Annotated in this window: 17 protein-coding genes and 1 tRNA gene; 12 read left to right on the top strand and 6 right to left on the bottom strand. The window is 68.3% G+C overall.

Going from position 1 to position 13,313, the window contains the following annotated elements:
* The first annotated feature begins 162 nt into the window (after positions 1–162).
* Entirely contained in the window at positions 163–420 is a 258-nt protein-coding gene (locus tag AC07NC_RS16390; RefSeq protein ID WP_008262170.1) for an Lrp/AsnC ligand binding domain-containing protein, read from the top strand.
* On the opposite strand, the gene AC07NC_RS16385 is transcribed toward AC07NC_RS16390, so the two are convergent.
* Entirely contained in the window at positions 417–920 is a 504-nt protein-coding gene (locus tag AC07NC_RS16385; RefSeq protein ID WP_494570163.1) for a GNAT family acetyltransferase, read from the bottom strand. The genes AC07NC_RS16390 and AC07NC_RS16385 overlap by 4 nt on opposite strands.
* Positions 921–1,046: 126 nt before the next feature.
* On the opposite strand from AC07NC_RS16385, the gene hmgA reads away from it, so the two are divergent.
* Both hmgA and AC07NC_RS16375 read left to right on the top strand, forming a co-directional pair.
* Positions 1,047–2,342, top strand: a complete 1,296-nt coding sequence (gene hmgA / locus AC07NC_RS16380) for a homogentisate 1,2-dioxygenase (protein ID WP_494570162.1) — start codon at positions 1,047–1,049, stop codon at positions 2,340–2,342.
* Positions 2,339–2,701 carry a hypothetical protein gene (locus tag AC07NC_RS16375; RefSeq protein ID WP_372705312.1) on the top strand — a complete coding sequence of 121 codons (363 nt, stop codon included), beginning with the start codon at positions 2,339–2,341 and terminating at the stop codon, positions 2,699–2,701. The genes hmgA and AC07NC_RS16375 overlap by 4 nt, the downstream gene beginning before the upstream one ends.
* 100 nt (positions 2,702–2,801) lie before the next feature.
* Here the strand turns inward: AC07NC_RS16375 and AC07NC_RS16370 are convergent, their stop codons facing one another.
* Positions 2,802–3,188 (bottom strand): DUF983 domain-containing protein, encoded by a 387-nt coding sequence (locus AC07NC_RS16370; RefSeq protein ID WP_494570161.1) that lies wholly within the window; start codon positions 3,186–3,188, stop codon positions 2,802–2,804.
* Between the two features lie 118 nt (positions 3,189–3,306).
* Here AC07NC_RS16370 and AC07NC_RS16365 point away from each other — a divergent pair, with 118 nt between their 5' ends.
* Positions 3,307–6,165: a tetratricopeptide repeat protein gene (locus tag AC07NC_RS16365; protein ID WP_040349248.1), complete on the top strand. Its 2,859-nt coding sequence runs from the start codon at positions 3,307–3,309 to the stop codon at positions 6,163–6,165.
* Between the two features lie 36 nt (positions 6,166–6,201).
* Here AC07NC_RS16365 and AC07NC_RS16360 read toward each other — a convergent pair whose 3' ends face one another.
* From AC07NC_RS16360 to AC07NC_RS16350, 3 genes are all read right to left on the bottom strand, one after another.
* On the bottom strand, positions 6,202–6,480 hold the full coding sequence (locus AC07NC_RS16360) for an HU family DNA-binding protein (RefSeq protein ID WP_008263548.1): 279 nt from the start codon (positions 6,478–6,480) through the stop codon (positions 6,202–6,204).
* 113 nt (positions 6,481–6,593) lie between these two features.
* Positions 6,594–7,385 (bottom strand): flagellar type III secretion system pore protein FliP, encoded by a 792-nt coding sequence (gene fliP, locus AC07NC_RS16355; RefSeq protein WP_035310672.1) that lies wholly within the window; start codon positions 7,383–7,385, stop codon positions 6,594–6,596.
* Positions 7,386–7,582: 197 nt separating this feature from the next.
* Positions 7,583–7,858, bottom strand: coding sequence for a flagellar biosynthetic protein FliO (locus AC07NC_RS16350; RefSeq protein WP_008260176.1), 276 nt, complete (start codon positions 7,856–7,858; stop codon positions 7,583–7,585).
* Positions 7,859–7,999: 141 nt separating this feature from the next.
* Between AC07NC_RS16350 and flgB the strand changes: the two genes are divergently transcribed.
* From flgB to fliE, 3 genes are read left to right on the top strand one after another with little or no spacing between them, the layout of a single operon-like run.
* A complete protein-coding gene (gene flgB, locus AC07NC_RS16345; RefSeq protein WP_035311182.1) occupies positions 8,000–8,407 on the top strand; it encodes a flagellar basal body rod protein FlgB in 408 nt (135 codons plus the stop codon).
* A gap of 49 nt (positions 8,408–8,456) precedes the next feature.
* Positions 8,457–8,843, top strand: coding sequence for a flagellar basal body rod protein FlgC (gene flgC / locus AC07NC_RS16340; RefSeq protein WP_008261179.1), 387 nt, complete (start codon positions 8,457–8,459; stop codon positions 8,841–8,843).
* A 10-nt stretch (positions 8,844–8,853) separates the two neighbouring features.
* Positions 8,854–9,156 carry a flagellar hook-basal body complex protein FliE gene (gene fliE / locus AC07NC_RS16335; RefSeq protein WP_008262620.1) on the top strand — a complete coding sequence of 101 codons (303 nt, stop codon included), beginning with the start codon at positions 8,854–8,856 and terminating at the stop codon, positions 9,154–9,156.
* 25 nt (positions 9,157–9,181) lie between these two features.
* Here fliE and AC07NC_RS16330 read toward each other — a convergent pair whose 3' ends face one another.
* Positions 9,182–10,093, bottom strand: coding sequence for a WecB/TagA/CpsF family glycosyltransferase (locus AC07NC_RS16330; protein ID WP_494570160.1), 912 nt, complete (start codon positions 10,091–10,093; stop codon positions 9,182–9,184).
* A gap of 213 nt (positions 10,094–10,306) precedes the next feature.
* Here AC07NC_RS16330 and AC07NC_RS16325 point away from each other — a divergent pair.
* The 5 genes from AC07NC_RS16325 (at position 10,307) to lptB (ending at position 13,231) form a co-directional block, all read left to right on the top strand.
* Positions 10,307–10,393 (top strand) — tRNA-Leu (locus AC07NC_RS16325).
* 198 nt (positions 10,394–10,591) lie between these two features.
* Positions 10,592–11,206, top strand: coding sequence for a ribonuclease D (locus AC07NC_RS16320; protein ID WP_494570159.1), 615 nt, complete (start codon positions 10,592–10,594; stop codon positions 11,204–11,206).
* 7 nt (positions 11,207–11,213) lie between these two features.
* Entirely contained in the window at positions 11,214–11,882 is a 669-nt protein-coding gene (gene lptC / locus AC07NC_RS16315) for an LPS export ABC transporter periplasmic protein LptC (RefSeq protein ID WP_008259992.1), read from the top strand.
* Complete coding sequence (locus AC07NC_RS16310) at positions 11,879–12,397, top strand: LptA/OstA family protein (RefSeq protein ID WP_494570158.1); 519 nt, start codon at positions 11,879–11,881, stop codon at positions 12,395–12,397. The genes lptC and AC07NC_RS16310 overlap by 4 nt, the downstream gene beginning before the upstream one ends.
* Positions 12,398–12,436: 39 nt before the next feature.
* A complete protein-coding gene (gene lptB / locus AC07NC_RS16305; protein ID WP_372705307.1) occupies positions 12,437–13,231 on the top strand; it encodes an LPS export ABC transporter ATP-binding protein in 795 nt (264 codons plus the stop codon).
* Positions 13,232–13,313: the final 82 nt, after the last annotated feature.

Here is a 13,313-nt window from a genome sequence, read left to right as displayed (position 1 = left end):
GGTCGCCCGGCCTCGCCCCCTGCTTATCCCAGCCGCCGCCGAAAGCGAAAGCCGCGCGGCCGGGTTCATGGCGCTGCGGCGGAACATATTGTTTCATCCGACGTCTTCGACGCCGCGTCCAAAACGGTTTAGGACGCGGGCCAGCAACAGGAGCCCCCCGCCATGATGACCGCCATCTTCGTCTTCATCAAAACCGAGCTGGGCTACGCCAACGACGTGGCGGCCGACATCGTGGACAATGTCGAGAACGTGTCGGAGGTCTATTCCACCTCGGGCCAGCACGACCTGCTGGCCAAGTTCAATCTGCCGCGCGACGCCGACATCGGGACCTTCGTCACCAAACAGGTCCAGACCCGGCCGCATGTCCGCGACACCTTCACCGTCATCACCTTCTCGCCCTTCCTGCCCAAGGGCGGCTAGGCGCCGGTCTTGCGCTTGACCTTGTCCTTGCGTTCTTCGGCGTCGTCGTCGTCGCCGACCTTCTCCTCGACCGTGGCCGACAGGCGCTGGAACACGCCCAGCCCGACCAGGACCAGCACCGCCGCGATCAGCAGGGCGGTGGGATAGATCAGCAGGGCCACGTCCTCGCGCGCCGTCTTGAACACCACCACCAGGGCCTCCAGGAACAGGGCGATGACGATGGTGGACAGGAATTTGGTCAGGCTGCGCCGGGCCTCGGCCGCGCTGCGCCGCTCGTTGCCGCGCCGCACCTCGTCCTCGAAGATGTATTTGGCCACGTCGAAGACGGCGATGGCGACGATGACATAGCCCAGCATGTCCAGCGCCGCGTCCGCCCCGGACTTGTCAGGGGAGCGAATGGTGTGGATGGCGTCCATCAGGCCGAACCCGATCAGGGCCGAGGCCGACAACAGCAGCAGCAGGCTGGCGAAGGCGAAGACCGCGCGGGTCAGATAGGTCATGACGGTCGTCTCCTGGCGGCCCTGAACGCGCGAACGGCGAAGCTGTTGCACCGCTCGGTGGATGACGGCTTGGGGTGACGATGGCCGGCGGCGGCGCTAAACCAGCGAAATAGGGAGACCACACACATGACGCGATCCAACGCGCCCGCCTATCTGACCGGCTTCGGCAATCATTTCGCCACCGAGGCCGCGCCCGGCGCCCTGCCGCAGGGCCAGAATTCGCCGCAGAAGACGCCGATGGGCCTGTACGCCGAACAGCTGTCGGGCACGGCCTTCACAGCCCCGCGCGCCGAGAACCGGCGCAGCTGGCTGTACCGCCTGCGCCCCTCGGCCCAGCACGGCCCCTATGCGCCCTTCGACCAGGGCCGGGTGCGGTCGGGCCCGTTCGACGAGACCCCGCCCAATCCCAACCGGATGCGCTGGGACCCGCTGCCGATCCCGGAAGCGCCGACCGACTGGGTCGAAGGCCTCGTCACCTATGGCGGGGCGGGCGATCCCGACGCCGGGGGCGGGGCGGGCGTCCACCTGTATGTCGCCAATCGCTCGATGATCGACCGCGTCTTCTACGACGCCGACGGCGAACTGCTGATCGTGCCGCAACAGGGCGCCCATCGCTTCGTCACTGAAATGGGGGTGATCGAGGCCCAGCCCGGCCACGTGGTCCTGATCCCGCGCGGCGTCCGCTTCCGCGTCGAAGTCGATGGGCCCGTGCGCGGCTATGTCTGCGAAAACTACGGCAGCCCGTTCCGCCTGCCGGACCTGGGGCCGATCGGCGCCAACGGCCTGGCCAATCCGCGCGACTTCGAAACCCCGGTCGCGGCCTATGAGGACGTCGATCGCCCGACCCAGTGCGTCCAGAAGTACGGCGGCCGTCTGTGGGCCACGACCTTTGCGCACAGCCCGCTGGACGTGGTGGCCTGGCACGGCAATCTGGCGCCCTGCCGCTATGACACGGCGCGGTTCAACACCATCAACACCGTCAGCTACGACCACCCCGATCCGTCGATCTTCACCGTCCTGACCAGCCCGTCCGAGACGCCGGGCACGGCCAATATCGACTTCGTCATCTTCCCGCCGCGCTGGATGGTGGCCGAACATACCTTCCGCCCGCCCTGGTTCCATCGCAACGTCATGAGCGAGTTCATGGGCCTGGTGACCGGCGCCTATGACGCCAAGGCCGGCGGCTTCGCCCCCGGCGGCGCCAGCCTGCACAACCGGATGAGCGGCCACGGCCCGGACCAGGCGAGCTATGAGGGCGCGATCAATGCGGAACTGAAACCGCACAAGATCACTGACACCCTGGCCTTCATGTTCGAGACCCGGGCGCCGATCCGGGTCACGAAATGGGCGTCGGAATCACCGCAGATGCAGCTCGACTACGACGACGTCTGGTCAGGCTTCGCAAAAGGACAGGTCAAATGATCCGTATCGCTCTCATCGCCGCCGCCGCCCTGATGGCCGCCGCCTGCACCCCTCAGACGACAGGCGCCGGCTCCGACGCCCCGATGCAGAGCGCCGACGCCTCGGCCTGCGCCACGCGCGGCGGCACGATGAAACAGGTCGGCCGGATGCAGTCCTGGCAGTGCGTGATCAGCTACGCCGACGCGGGCAAGTCCTGCACCGACGGCGACCAATGCCAGGGCGACTGCCGCGTCGAGGGCAACAGCGGCCTCGCGCCGGGCGCGGCCACGACCGGCGTCTGCCAGGCTGACAGCGACCGTTTCGGCTGCAATACGCCGGTCGAGGACGGCAAGGCCGGCCCGACGCTCTGCATCGACTGAGGCGTAAGGTTCAGGGCGAAGACCGCCCTATCCCCTAAGACCGTCATCCTAGGGACAAGCCCTAGGATGACGGCGTGAGAGGGGGGGCTGCCCCCCGCCCTCAGTCTCCGTGTTTGCCGTTGCTGGAGAACTCCGGCGGGGCGGCCTTGTGGATGAACTGCTCCGCCACCAGCCAGGCCTTGAACGGCCGCAGGCAGCCCAGGCACATGATCACCAGGATCGGCAGGGTCACAATCGCGTGCACCCAGATGGGCGGCTTCACGCTGAAGTCGAAGACCATCAGCAGGATCATCCCGACCAGGCCCACCGCCGTCATGACGAAGAAGGCGGGGCCGTCGGCCGGATCGGCGAACCCATAGTTCAGCCCGCATTTCGGGCAGGATTCGCGCAGGGTCAGATAGCCCTTGAACAGCGCCCCCTCGCCGCAGCGGGGACAGCGACAGGCCAGGCCGGTCTTCAAGGTGCTCAGGCGCGGGTAATCGGTCATGGCCCCATCATGGGCCGGATCGCGCCGCCTGTCGCCGGACGAACCGTCCTATCCGTAGAATCCCGGTCAATGTCGGTTAACCGTGATTAAAGAGCTTGTGGGGCAAGGCTCGACGGATATGTCCGGGACCCCGCACAGCAAGCGTATCCTGAAGTCGACCGTGGCCGCCGCCGCGGCCGGCGCGGTCGTGTTCGCGCCACTGGCGCCGCTGGCTCAGGAAGCCGGCCGGTCGCGCGATCCGCTGTCGATCAGCATCGGCCAATCCAGCGAATTCACCCGTGTCGAATTCGGCGGCGTCATCGGCGCGCGCAGCCAGGTCCGGCGCGAGGGCGACAAGGTGATCGTCCGCCTGGGCGTCTCGGCCGCGCCTGACGTCTCGCGCCTGCGCGTCGATCCGCCGGAGGGGGTCAAGGCCGTCGAGACGCGGCTGGCGCGGGGCGGAACGACCGATCTGGTCATCACCCTGGCCGAGGGCGCCGACGCCCGGTCCGGCGCGGCTGACGGCGCGGTCTGGCTGAACCTCTATGCGCCGGGCAAGGCGCCCGAGCCGACGTCGGAAGAACGGGCGGCGGCCATCAATTCTGTCGTGCCCGTCCGCGCCGTCTCTACGCCGGACAAGACGGTCCTGACCTTCCAGTGGGGCGCGCCGGTGGGCGCCGCCGTCTTCCGGCGGGGCGAGGCCGTCTGGGTCGTGTTCGACACCGCCGCCAAGATGGACCTGACCGGCGCCAAGGCCCTGGGTCCGGCCAAGGACGCCCGCTGGGCCGCCGGGCCTGACTACACCGCCGTCCGCATCGCCGCTCCCGACGGCCTGCCTGTGGCGGCCGAAGGGCAGGGCGGAACCTGGACCGTGACCATCGGCGGTCCGCCCGCCGGCGCCTCGGGCGTCGAGATCGACCGCTCCGACGACGGCTCGGCCACCCTGGTGGCGCGGATGGCGGGCGCGACCAAGACCGTCTGGCTGACGGATCCCCTGGTCGGCGACCGTTTCGCCGCCGTCACCGCCCTGGCGCCCGGCAAGGGATTCTCGGGCACGCGCAGCACCGTCGATCTCAGCCTGATCCCCACCGCCCAGGGCCTGGCGGTCGAGACCACGACCGACGATCTGAAGATCGAGGCGGCGGGCGATCTGGTCACCCTCAGCCGCCCGCAGGGCCTGACCCTGTCGCCGCCGTCGGCGACGCTGGAGGCCGCCGCCCATGAGGATGACGCGCCGAAGCCGGCGGCCTATCCGGCCCTGATCCTGGAGGAATGGGCGACCGCAGGCGAGGACGGCTTCTCGCAACGCTATCGCCGCCTTCAGGACGCGGCGGCTCAGGAAACCATCGCCGGAACCGACAATCCCCGCGCGCCCATCGCGGCGCGCATGGCCCTGGCCCGGTTCCTGGTCGGCTCGGGCCTGAACTATGAGGCGATCGGCGTCATCAACGCCCTGGTCGCCAAGGCCCCCAACATGCAGGGCGAGCCCGAGGTGCGCGGCCTGCGCGGCGCCGCCCGCGTCGGCGTCGGCCGTCTGGAAGAGGCCCAGGCCGACTTCGCCGGCTCGGCCCTGTCGAACGATCCCGCCGCCAAGGTCTGGCAGGGCTATATCGCCGCCGAACAGGGCGACTGGGAGGGGGCGCGCCGCGCCTTCGCCGCCGGGGCCTCGGTCATCGACGACTTCCCCAAGGAATGGCGCGCCCGCTTCGGCGCCGCCCACGCCCTGGCCGCCATCCAGACCAACGACCTGCCGGCCGCGCGCCAGCTGCTGGCCTATGTCTTCAGCCAGAACGCCTCGGCCGCCGATCAGCTGACCGCGCGCGTGGTCCAGGCGCGGCTGTTCGAACTGTCCGGCGACAAGGACCGGGCGCTGGCGGTGTACAAGGCCGTGGCCCGCGCGCCGCTGGACGGCATCGCCACCCCCGCCAAACTGGGCGCCATCGGTCTGGAGCTGGACAAGGGCGTCCTGACGCCGGATCAGGCGGCCCAGCAGCTTGAGCAGTTGAAGTGGCGCTGGCGCGGCGACGCCACCGAACTGGCCGTCATCCGCAAACTGGCCAACCTCTATCTTCAGCAGGGCCGCTATCGCGAGGCCCTGGACGCCCTGCGCGGCGCCGGCAAGCGGATGTCCGGGGTGCCCGGCGCCGCCGAGATCTACGCCGACCAGTCCAACGCCTTCCGCGCCCTGTTCCTGGAAGGCGCGGCCGACGGCCTGCAGCCGGTTCAGGCCCTGGCCCTGTTCTATGATTTCCGCGAACTGACCCCCATCGGCGCCGACGGCGACGAGATGGTGCGCCGTCTGTCGCGCCGCCTGATCGACGTCGATCTGCTGGACCAGGCCGCCGAACTGCTGAAACACCAGGTGGACGAGCGGCTGGACGGAGTGGCCAAGGCCCAGGTCGCCACCGATCTGGCCACCGTCTATCTGATGGACCGTCAGCCGGAGAAGGCGTTGCAGGCCATCTGGGGCTCGCGCACCACCCTGCTGCCCAACGCCATCAACAGCGAGCGTCGGGCGCTGGAGGCCCGCGCCCTGATGGATCTGGGCCGCTACGATCACGCCCTGGAGGTTCTGGACCGCGACCAGTCCGCCCCGGCGCGCGAGGTGCGCGGCGACATCCTGTGGAAACAGCAGAAGTGGGCCGAGGCCGCGCCCCTGTACGAAGCGCGTCTGGGCGACCGCTACAAGCAGGCGGAGGCGCCCCTGACCCCGTCCGAGGAAAGCTGGCTGATTCGCGCCGGCGTGGGCTATTCGCTGAGTGGAAACCCCGCCGCCCTGGATCGTCTGCGCGGCCAGTATTCGCCCTTCATCCCCCGGGCGCGGTCAGCGAATGCGATCCGCGTGGCCCTGGACGACAATCTGGCGGGTCTGGCGGGAGTGAACGATTTCGCCGCCCTGTCGGCCAACGCCGACACCTTCGTCGGCTGGGTCAACGCCGCCAAACAGGACTTCCGAAAGGAAACGGGCGGGAATCGCCCTGCGACCCCCGCCCGTTGAATCGGTTGATCGGTCCCCGAGGGGACCGGAAAAACCTTAGCCGTTGACGGCGTCCTTCAGCGGCTTCGAGACGCGGAAGCGGACGGCCTTCGAGGCGGCGATCTTGATGGTCGCGCCCGTGGCGGGGTTGCGGCCTTCACGCTCGGCGCGGGCGGCGGTGTCGAAGACGCCCAGGTTCGAGATGCGCACGTCGCCGCCGGCCTTCAGGCTGGCGTGGATGTTTTCGACGATGGCGGTCAGCACCTTGCCGGCGTCGGCCTGCGAGACACCGGCGTCCTTGGCGACGGCGGCGATCAGTTCGGCTTGAGTGGTCATAAGAAGCGTTTCCAGTGTTAGTCGCCCGATTCAGGGCGAGGACTGGGGGATCAACACGGATTTCGTCCGGCATTGCAAGCGGGTAAAAGGCGCAAAGCCTTATGGGGCGGGGATTATCCGGTTCCGGACGCCCGCTGGAAGCTCTCGACCAAGCTGCCGGCGACCAGTCTCCAGCCGTCCACCAGCACGAAAAAGATCAACTTGAACGGCAGGGACACCACCACCGGAGGCAGCATCATCATACCCATGGACATCAGCACGCTGGCGACCACCAGATCGATCACAAGGAACGGAACGAAAAGGAGAAATCCGATTTCGAACGCCTTCTTCAGCTCGCTGATCATGAAGGCCGGCGTGACCACGCGCAGGGGCAGCTCCTGCAGGTTGGCCGGGGCCTCCACGCGGCTCAGACGGGTGAACAGGGCCAGGTCTCCGCGGTCCACCTGAGCCAGCATGAAGGTTTTCACAGGTTCCGACGCCGCATCGAAGGCCTGGGGCAGTTCCATCTGCTGATCCAGCAGCGGACGGATGCCCGAATCATAGGCGTCCTGCCAGGTCGGGGCCATGACGATGGCGCTCAGGAACAGGGCCAGGGACACCAGAACGGCGTTCGGCGGCGACTGCTGCATCCCCAGCGCCGTCCGCAACAGCGACAGGACCACGACGATTCGCACGAAGCTGGTGGTCATGATGACGATGGAGGGCGCCAGCGACAGCACGGTCATCAGCCCGACCAGCTGCACCACCCGCTGCGTCAGCCCCGCGCCGCTGCCCAGGTCGATATTGATCGCCGACCCGCCCGCCGCCGCGTCCTGGGCGAAGGCCGCCAGAGGCCAGGCCAGGCACACCAGGGTGGTGAACAGTGACAACAGGGCCGCGCGCTTCAGCTCGGCGCCCGTGGGGATCGTGAAGACTTTCTCCCTCCCCCTGCGGGGGAGGGGCGTCGCGTAGCGACGGGGTGGGGGCGGCAAGGCGACGTCGCACTGAACTGAGACAGGACCGGTGCGTGTTTGGGCCAGCCCTTCCCACCCGGCTTCGGCTACGCCTTCGCCCCCCTCCCCCGCAGGGGGAGGGGGAAGCTCGCTCTCGCCCCTTGACCCCTTCACTTGAAGATCTCCGGCTGGCGCGGCTCGATCAGTTCGCGCCCTTCGCCCAGAAGGATCAGCCGCTCTTCCGCATCGATCCGCACCAGGACCAGCCGGCGCGCGGGGTCCAGCACCAGGGTCTCGACCACCTGCATCCGCCGTTCGCCGCGCTGGGCGTTCAGCTTGGCCATCAGCTGCGGCGCATAGCGACGCGCCGCATAGGCGGCCAGGCCGATCAGGCCCAGGGTGAAGGCCAGGCCGAAGACGGCGCGGGCGAGATCGAGGAAATTCATACGCTTAAGGCCCCGCGCAGTCGGCGCTGTTCCTCAAGTCTTAACCACCACGGTTAACGATGGGTTTAGATAACGGCCTGTTAACCATGGAGGCGGCATTTTCTGCCCATCGCGCGCATCCGCGTCGCACGGGAGATCGCCATGGGCGTCGCCGACATACCGCTGCTGGGGCAGATCAAGGGCCGGCTGGGCTGGCTGGACGAGCGCCAGAAGCTCATCGCCGAGAACGTGGCCAACGCCGACACGCCCGGCTTCGTCGGCCGCGATCTGAAACAGCCGACCGACTTCGCAGCCGCCCTGCGTTCGGGCGGGGGGCTTCAGGTCGTCCGCACCAACCGCGCCCATATCGCCCCGGCCGTCAGCGCGCCTCGGTTCGACCCGACCAAGTCGCCGGACTCCGAGACCACGCTGGACGGCAACTCGGTGGTGGTCGAGGAGCAGATGCTGAAGATGGCCGAGAGCCGCATGGCCTATGACGCCGCCATCGGCTTCTACCAGAAATCCATGTCCATGCTCCGCATGGCCGCGCGCAAGCCTGGCGCGGGCTGAGACGAAGGACTGATCCATGCCTGATCCCATCCCCCCCTCGAACAGCGCCATGGCCGTGGCGGCCTCGGCTCTCAAGGCCCAGCAGTCGCGCATGCGCGTCATCGCCGAGAACATCGCCAACGCCCAGTCCACCGCCCGCACCCCCGGCGGCGAGCCCTATCGCCGCCAGATCCCGGTCTTCCAGGCGCGCGAGGTCGACGGCGCGACCGGCGTGACCCTAGCCGAAGTCCGGCCCGACCAGGGCGAGTTCAAGATGGACTACGACCCCTCGCACCCGGCGGCCAACGCCCAGGGCTATGTGATGCGGCCCAATGTCGACACCCTGGTGGAAGCCATGGACATGCGCGAAGCCCAGCGCGCCTACGAAGCCAATCTGAACGTCATCGAGACGGCGCGGTCCATGGACAGCCGCACCCTCGACATCATCAAACGCTGAGGACTAGGCCATGAACCCGATGATGGCCGCCCGCGCCTACGCCGCCGTTCAGGGCAGCGCCATGCCCACGGCGGCGCAGCCGCCCGCCTCCGGCGACAACGGCTTCGCCGACCTGGTCAAGAACGCGATGACCGACATGACCCAGCAGTCGCGCGCGGCCGAGACCCAGATGACCCAGTCGATCCAGGGCAACGGCAATCTGATCGACGTGGTCACGGCCCTCAGCTCGGCCGAGGCGTCGCTGGAAACCGTGATGTCCGTCCGCGACCAGGTGATTTCCGCCTACAAGGAAATCATGGCCATGCCGATCTGATCGGCCGGAGCGCGGCCCAGGTCCTTCAGGTTCCGTGCGGAAAATTGCGGGTCGGCGGCGCGCCGAAGTCCGCGCCCCGGGCGGCCGCCTTGCCGGACATGCGGCGGCGGGCCGCGCGCAGGTCGCGGATCGCCAGGGGCGCCAGGGTCCAGGGCTCGATGCAATAGCGGTGGAACAGGCGGCGGGGGTTCTGCGCCAGCCGATAGGCCCATTCGATCCCCGCGCGCCCCATCCATCGCGGCGCCGGATTCTGAGTTCCCGCCTCGTAGTCGAAGGCGGCGCCGACCGACAGGATGACGCAGTCGGGCAGGGCGTCGAACACGGCCAGGGTCCACAGCTCCTGGCGGGGCATGCCCATGCCGACGAACAGGATATGCGGCTGAAAGGCCTGAATCTCCGCAACGATTTCGGCGTTGTCGGCGGAACCTGCCCGGGCGTCGAAGAAGCCGTGACGGGTGCGGATCTCGGTCTTGGGATAGCGCGCGCCCAACCGGCGCGCCGCTTCCTCGCCCACGCCCGGCGCGCCGCCGACCGCCATGACCCGCCAGGCCTTGCGGTTCGCGACGCTCCAGAAATGGTCGCGCCAGTCCAGATAGGTGCAGCGATGAAAGCCCCGGCTGTGCAGCCCCAGGGCGCGGGAGAACCAGATCATCGGCGTCGAATCGACCTCGATCAGCTCGGCCATCTCGTAGAAGGCCCGCATCTCCGGATGTTTCTGGAGCAGGTAGAGGCTGTGCAGATTGTGGTTGGCCACCACGCTCTTGCGGCCCTCGGCCACGGCGTCCTGGACGTGATGCAGCACTTCCTCGGGCTTCACCAGATCGACCAGCTGGCCGAACATGTGGACGCGCTCGCGCCGACGCCGACGCTTGCGATAGGTCGCGCGAGGGGTCGTGCGCCGCTCGTGCGCCTTGGGAACTCGGGACGGATCCGCCATCGCTCCCAGATAGGGGACGGGCTCTCAAAGCGAGGTAAGCGAACAGGCTTAACGGGCCGCAACCCTGTCCGATTGACGCCTGCGTCGGGGCCTCCCGCCTCGCTTGCGAAATAAAACCGACCTCCGACGAAAAATCCCTGTTGACCCCGCCCGGACCCTCCCTTAGAGGTCCGCGCCTTCCCGATGGAAACGCCGCAAGGCGCTGCCGACGGGGCCCAGATGGCGGAATTGGTAGACGCGCTGGCTTCAGGTGCCAGTGGCTTAACGGCCGTGGAGGTTCGAGTCCTCTTCTGGGCACCATATTATAGACGGCGTCGTGTTTTCGGACACGGCGCCGTTTGCTTTTTCGGCCTATCGCATCGCGCGCGGCGCTCTGCTGCTTGAGGCCATCTTCGTTTTGGGGCCTATCGCCTCGCGCGCGGCGCTCGCCTGCTTGAGGCCCGTCCGTCGCGCTGTAAGCCGTTTCGTCCCGTCCCCCAGCCGTGTAAGAACCTGCCCATGACCGTTTACCTGCACGAGGGCGACCTGCCCGACGATCTGGACCTGGGACCGGACGTCGCCATCGATTCCGAGACCATGGGCCTGCGCTTCCGCCGCGACCCCCTTTGCGTGGTCCAGTTGTCGGCCGGCGACGGCGACGCCCATGTCGTGCGTCTGAACCGCCCCGGCTATGACTGTCCGAACCTGAAGCGGCTGCTGACCGATCCGGCGGTGACCAAGATCTTCCACTTCGGTCGCTTCGACATCGGCATGTTCCTGCTGCACCTCGGGGTCGAGACGCGGCCGGTCTATTGCACCAAGATCGCCTCCAAACTGGCCCGCACCTACACCGACCGCCACGGCCTGAAGGACGTGGTGCGCGAGACCGTTGGGGTCGACCTGTCCAAGGCCCAGCAGTCGTCCGACTGGGGCGCGGCCGAATTGACTCAGGCCCAGCTGGACTACGCCGCCTCGGACGTCCTGTATCTGCACGCCGCTCGCGCCAAGCTCGACATGATGCTGGCGCGCGAGGGACGGGCCGAACTGGCGGCCCAATGTTTCGACTTCCTGCCGACCCGTTCGGCGCTCGATCTCGCCGGCTGGGACGAGATCGACATCTTCGCCCATAGCTGAGGCGCGCTTGACCGACCCTGGCGAACAGACACGGATCCAGGCGGACGCCGCGGACGAGGCCCGGGTGGTCCTGGCCGGTGCGCGCTGGCGGGCGCGTTCGCGGCGCGTCAAACTGTACCGCCGCGTCCTGCCGATCATCATCCTGGTGCTGGCGGGCGGCGTCCTGACCTGGACCGTGTTCCGCACCGTCATGTCGGGGGTGGAGCGCAAGGCCAGCCAGGGTCAGGAAGTCCGCCTGGACAAGCCCCTGTTCCACGGCCAGGACGCGCAAGGCCGCGCCTTCACCGTCGGCGCCCAGGGCGCGATCCGCGATCCCGCCACCGGCCATTTCCGCCTGGTCGGCCCGGCGCTGAAGCTGAACCTGGGCGGCCGCAAGGTCACCGAAATGACCGCCGACGGCGGGACCTACAACGAACAGGCCAGGACCGTGACCATCGGGCCGAACGTGCGGATTTCGGACGGCGGCTCCGGCTTCGTCCTGACCACGCCCGAGGCGGTGGTCGACACCTCGACCGGAATCATCACGGGTTCACGGGGCGTTCAGGGCGCGGGCCCTATTGGAACCATCAACGCTTCGTCCTATGCGATCTATGATCAGGGCGAGCGCGTGGTGTTCAAGGGCTCTGGCGACACCAAGATAAGCGGGACCATCAATCCCTCGGGATCAGGCGAATGACGGCGATGACAGCGAAAACCCATTACGCCCGGACGGTTGCGGCGCTGGCGGCCCTGACCCTGCTGGCCCTGCCGGCCGTGGGCGACGCCCAGAGCGGGGGCACGACCTCTCGCCAGCCCATCGCCTTCGGCGCCGACACGGGCGAACAGTCCGCCGAACGCATCAGCCTGCGCGGCCGGGCCGAAGTGACCCAGGGTCAGAACCGTCTGCGGGCCGAGGCCATCACCCTGTTCCGCAACGCCGCCGGCGATCCGGAGCGGGTCGAGGCCACGGGCACGGTCTATTTCGTCACCCCGACCCAGTCGATGCGCGGCGACCGCGCCGTCTATACGCTGTCGAACGGCGAACTGGTCGTGACCGGCAACGTCATCCTGAACCAGGGCAAGAACGTCCTGACGGGCGGGCGGCTGGTCTATAACGTCAACACCGACGCGGCCAACATGTCGGGCGCCCCGCGCGGCGGGACCGCCGGCAGCCGCATCCAGGGCGTCTTCTATCCCAACGGAACCAACTGAGGCCGCCCGGCCCAGGACGTAAGAACGGGATCTGAGGATTTGGCGCGCAAGGAACTCTCCGCCCTGAACCTGTCCGACCGGCCGGCGGCGACGCCGGAACCGGCGGTCTCGGCTGCTGAAAAAGGCCTGCGGGTGCGCAACATCGCCCGCGCCTTCGGCCAGCGCCAGGTCGTGCGCGACGTCTCCCTGACCGTCCAGCGCGGCGAGGTCGCGGGCCTGCTCGGCCCCAACGGCGCCGGCAAGACCACCTGTTTTTACATGATCACCGGCCTGATCCCGCCCGATTCCGGCACGATCTGGCTGGACGGCGAGGACATCACCAGCCAGCCCATGTACCAGCGCAGCCGCATGGGCCTGGGCTATCTGGCCCAGGAAGCCTCGATCTTCCGGGGCATGACGGTCGAGCAGAACATCATGGCGGTGGTCGAGCTCAACTATCCGCGCGATCAGCTTCAGGCCGAGACCGACCGCCTGCTGAACGAGCTTCACATCGACCATCTGCGTCACGCCCCGGCCACCGGCCTGTCGGGCGGCGAGCGTCGCCGGGTCGAGATCGCCCGCGCCCTGGCCGGCCGTCCGTCCTTCATCCTGCTGGACGAACCCTTCGCCGGCATCGACCCCCTGGCCATCGCCGACATCCGCTCGGTCATCCGCTATCTGGCGGACCAGGGCATCGGCGTGCTGATCACCGATCACAATGTCCGCGAGACCCTGGACATCACCGACCGGGTCTCGATCATCTCGGGCGGGTCGGTCCTGTTCGAAGGCACGGCCGAAGAGGCGGTCAACGACGCCGAGGTCCGCCGGGTCTATCTGGGCGAAAACTACGCCTGACGCGCTCACCTCCCCGTCGGCGAAGGCCGACGGGGAGCAACCATGTCAGTTGATCACGGGCGTCCAGGGCTGATCACGCTTG

It is taken from the genome of Brevundimonas sp. GW821-FHT10A07 (genome assembly GCF_059415785.1).
Note: the sequence above shows the minus strand (reverse complement) of the source record. Positions and strands in the feature narration are given on the sequence as shown.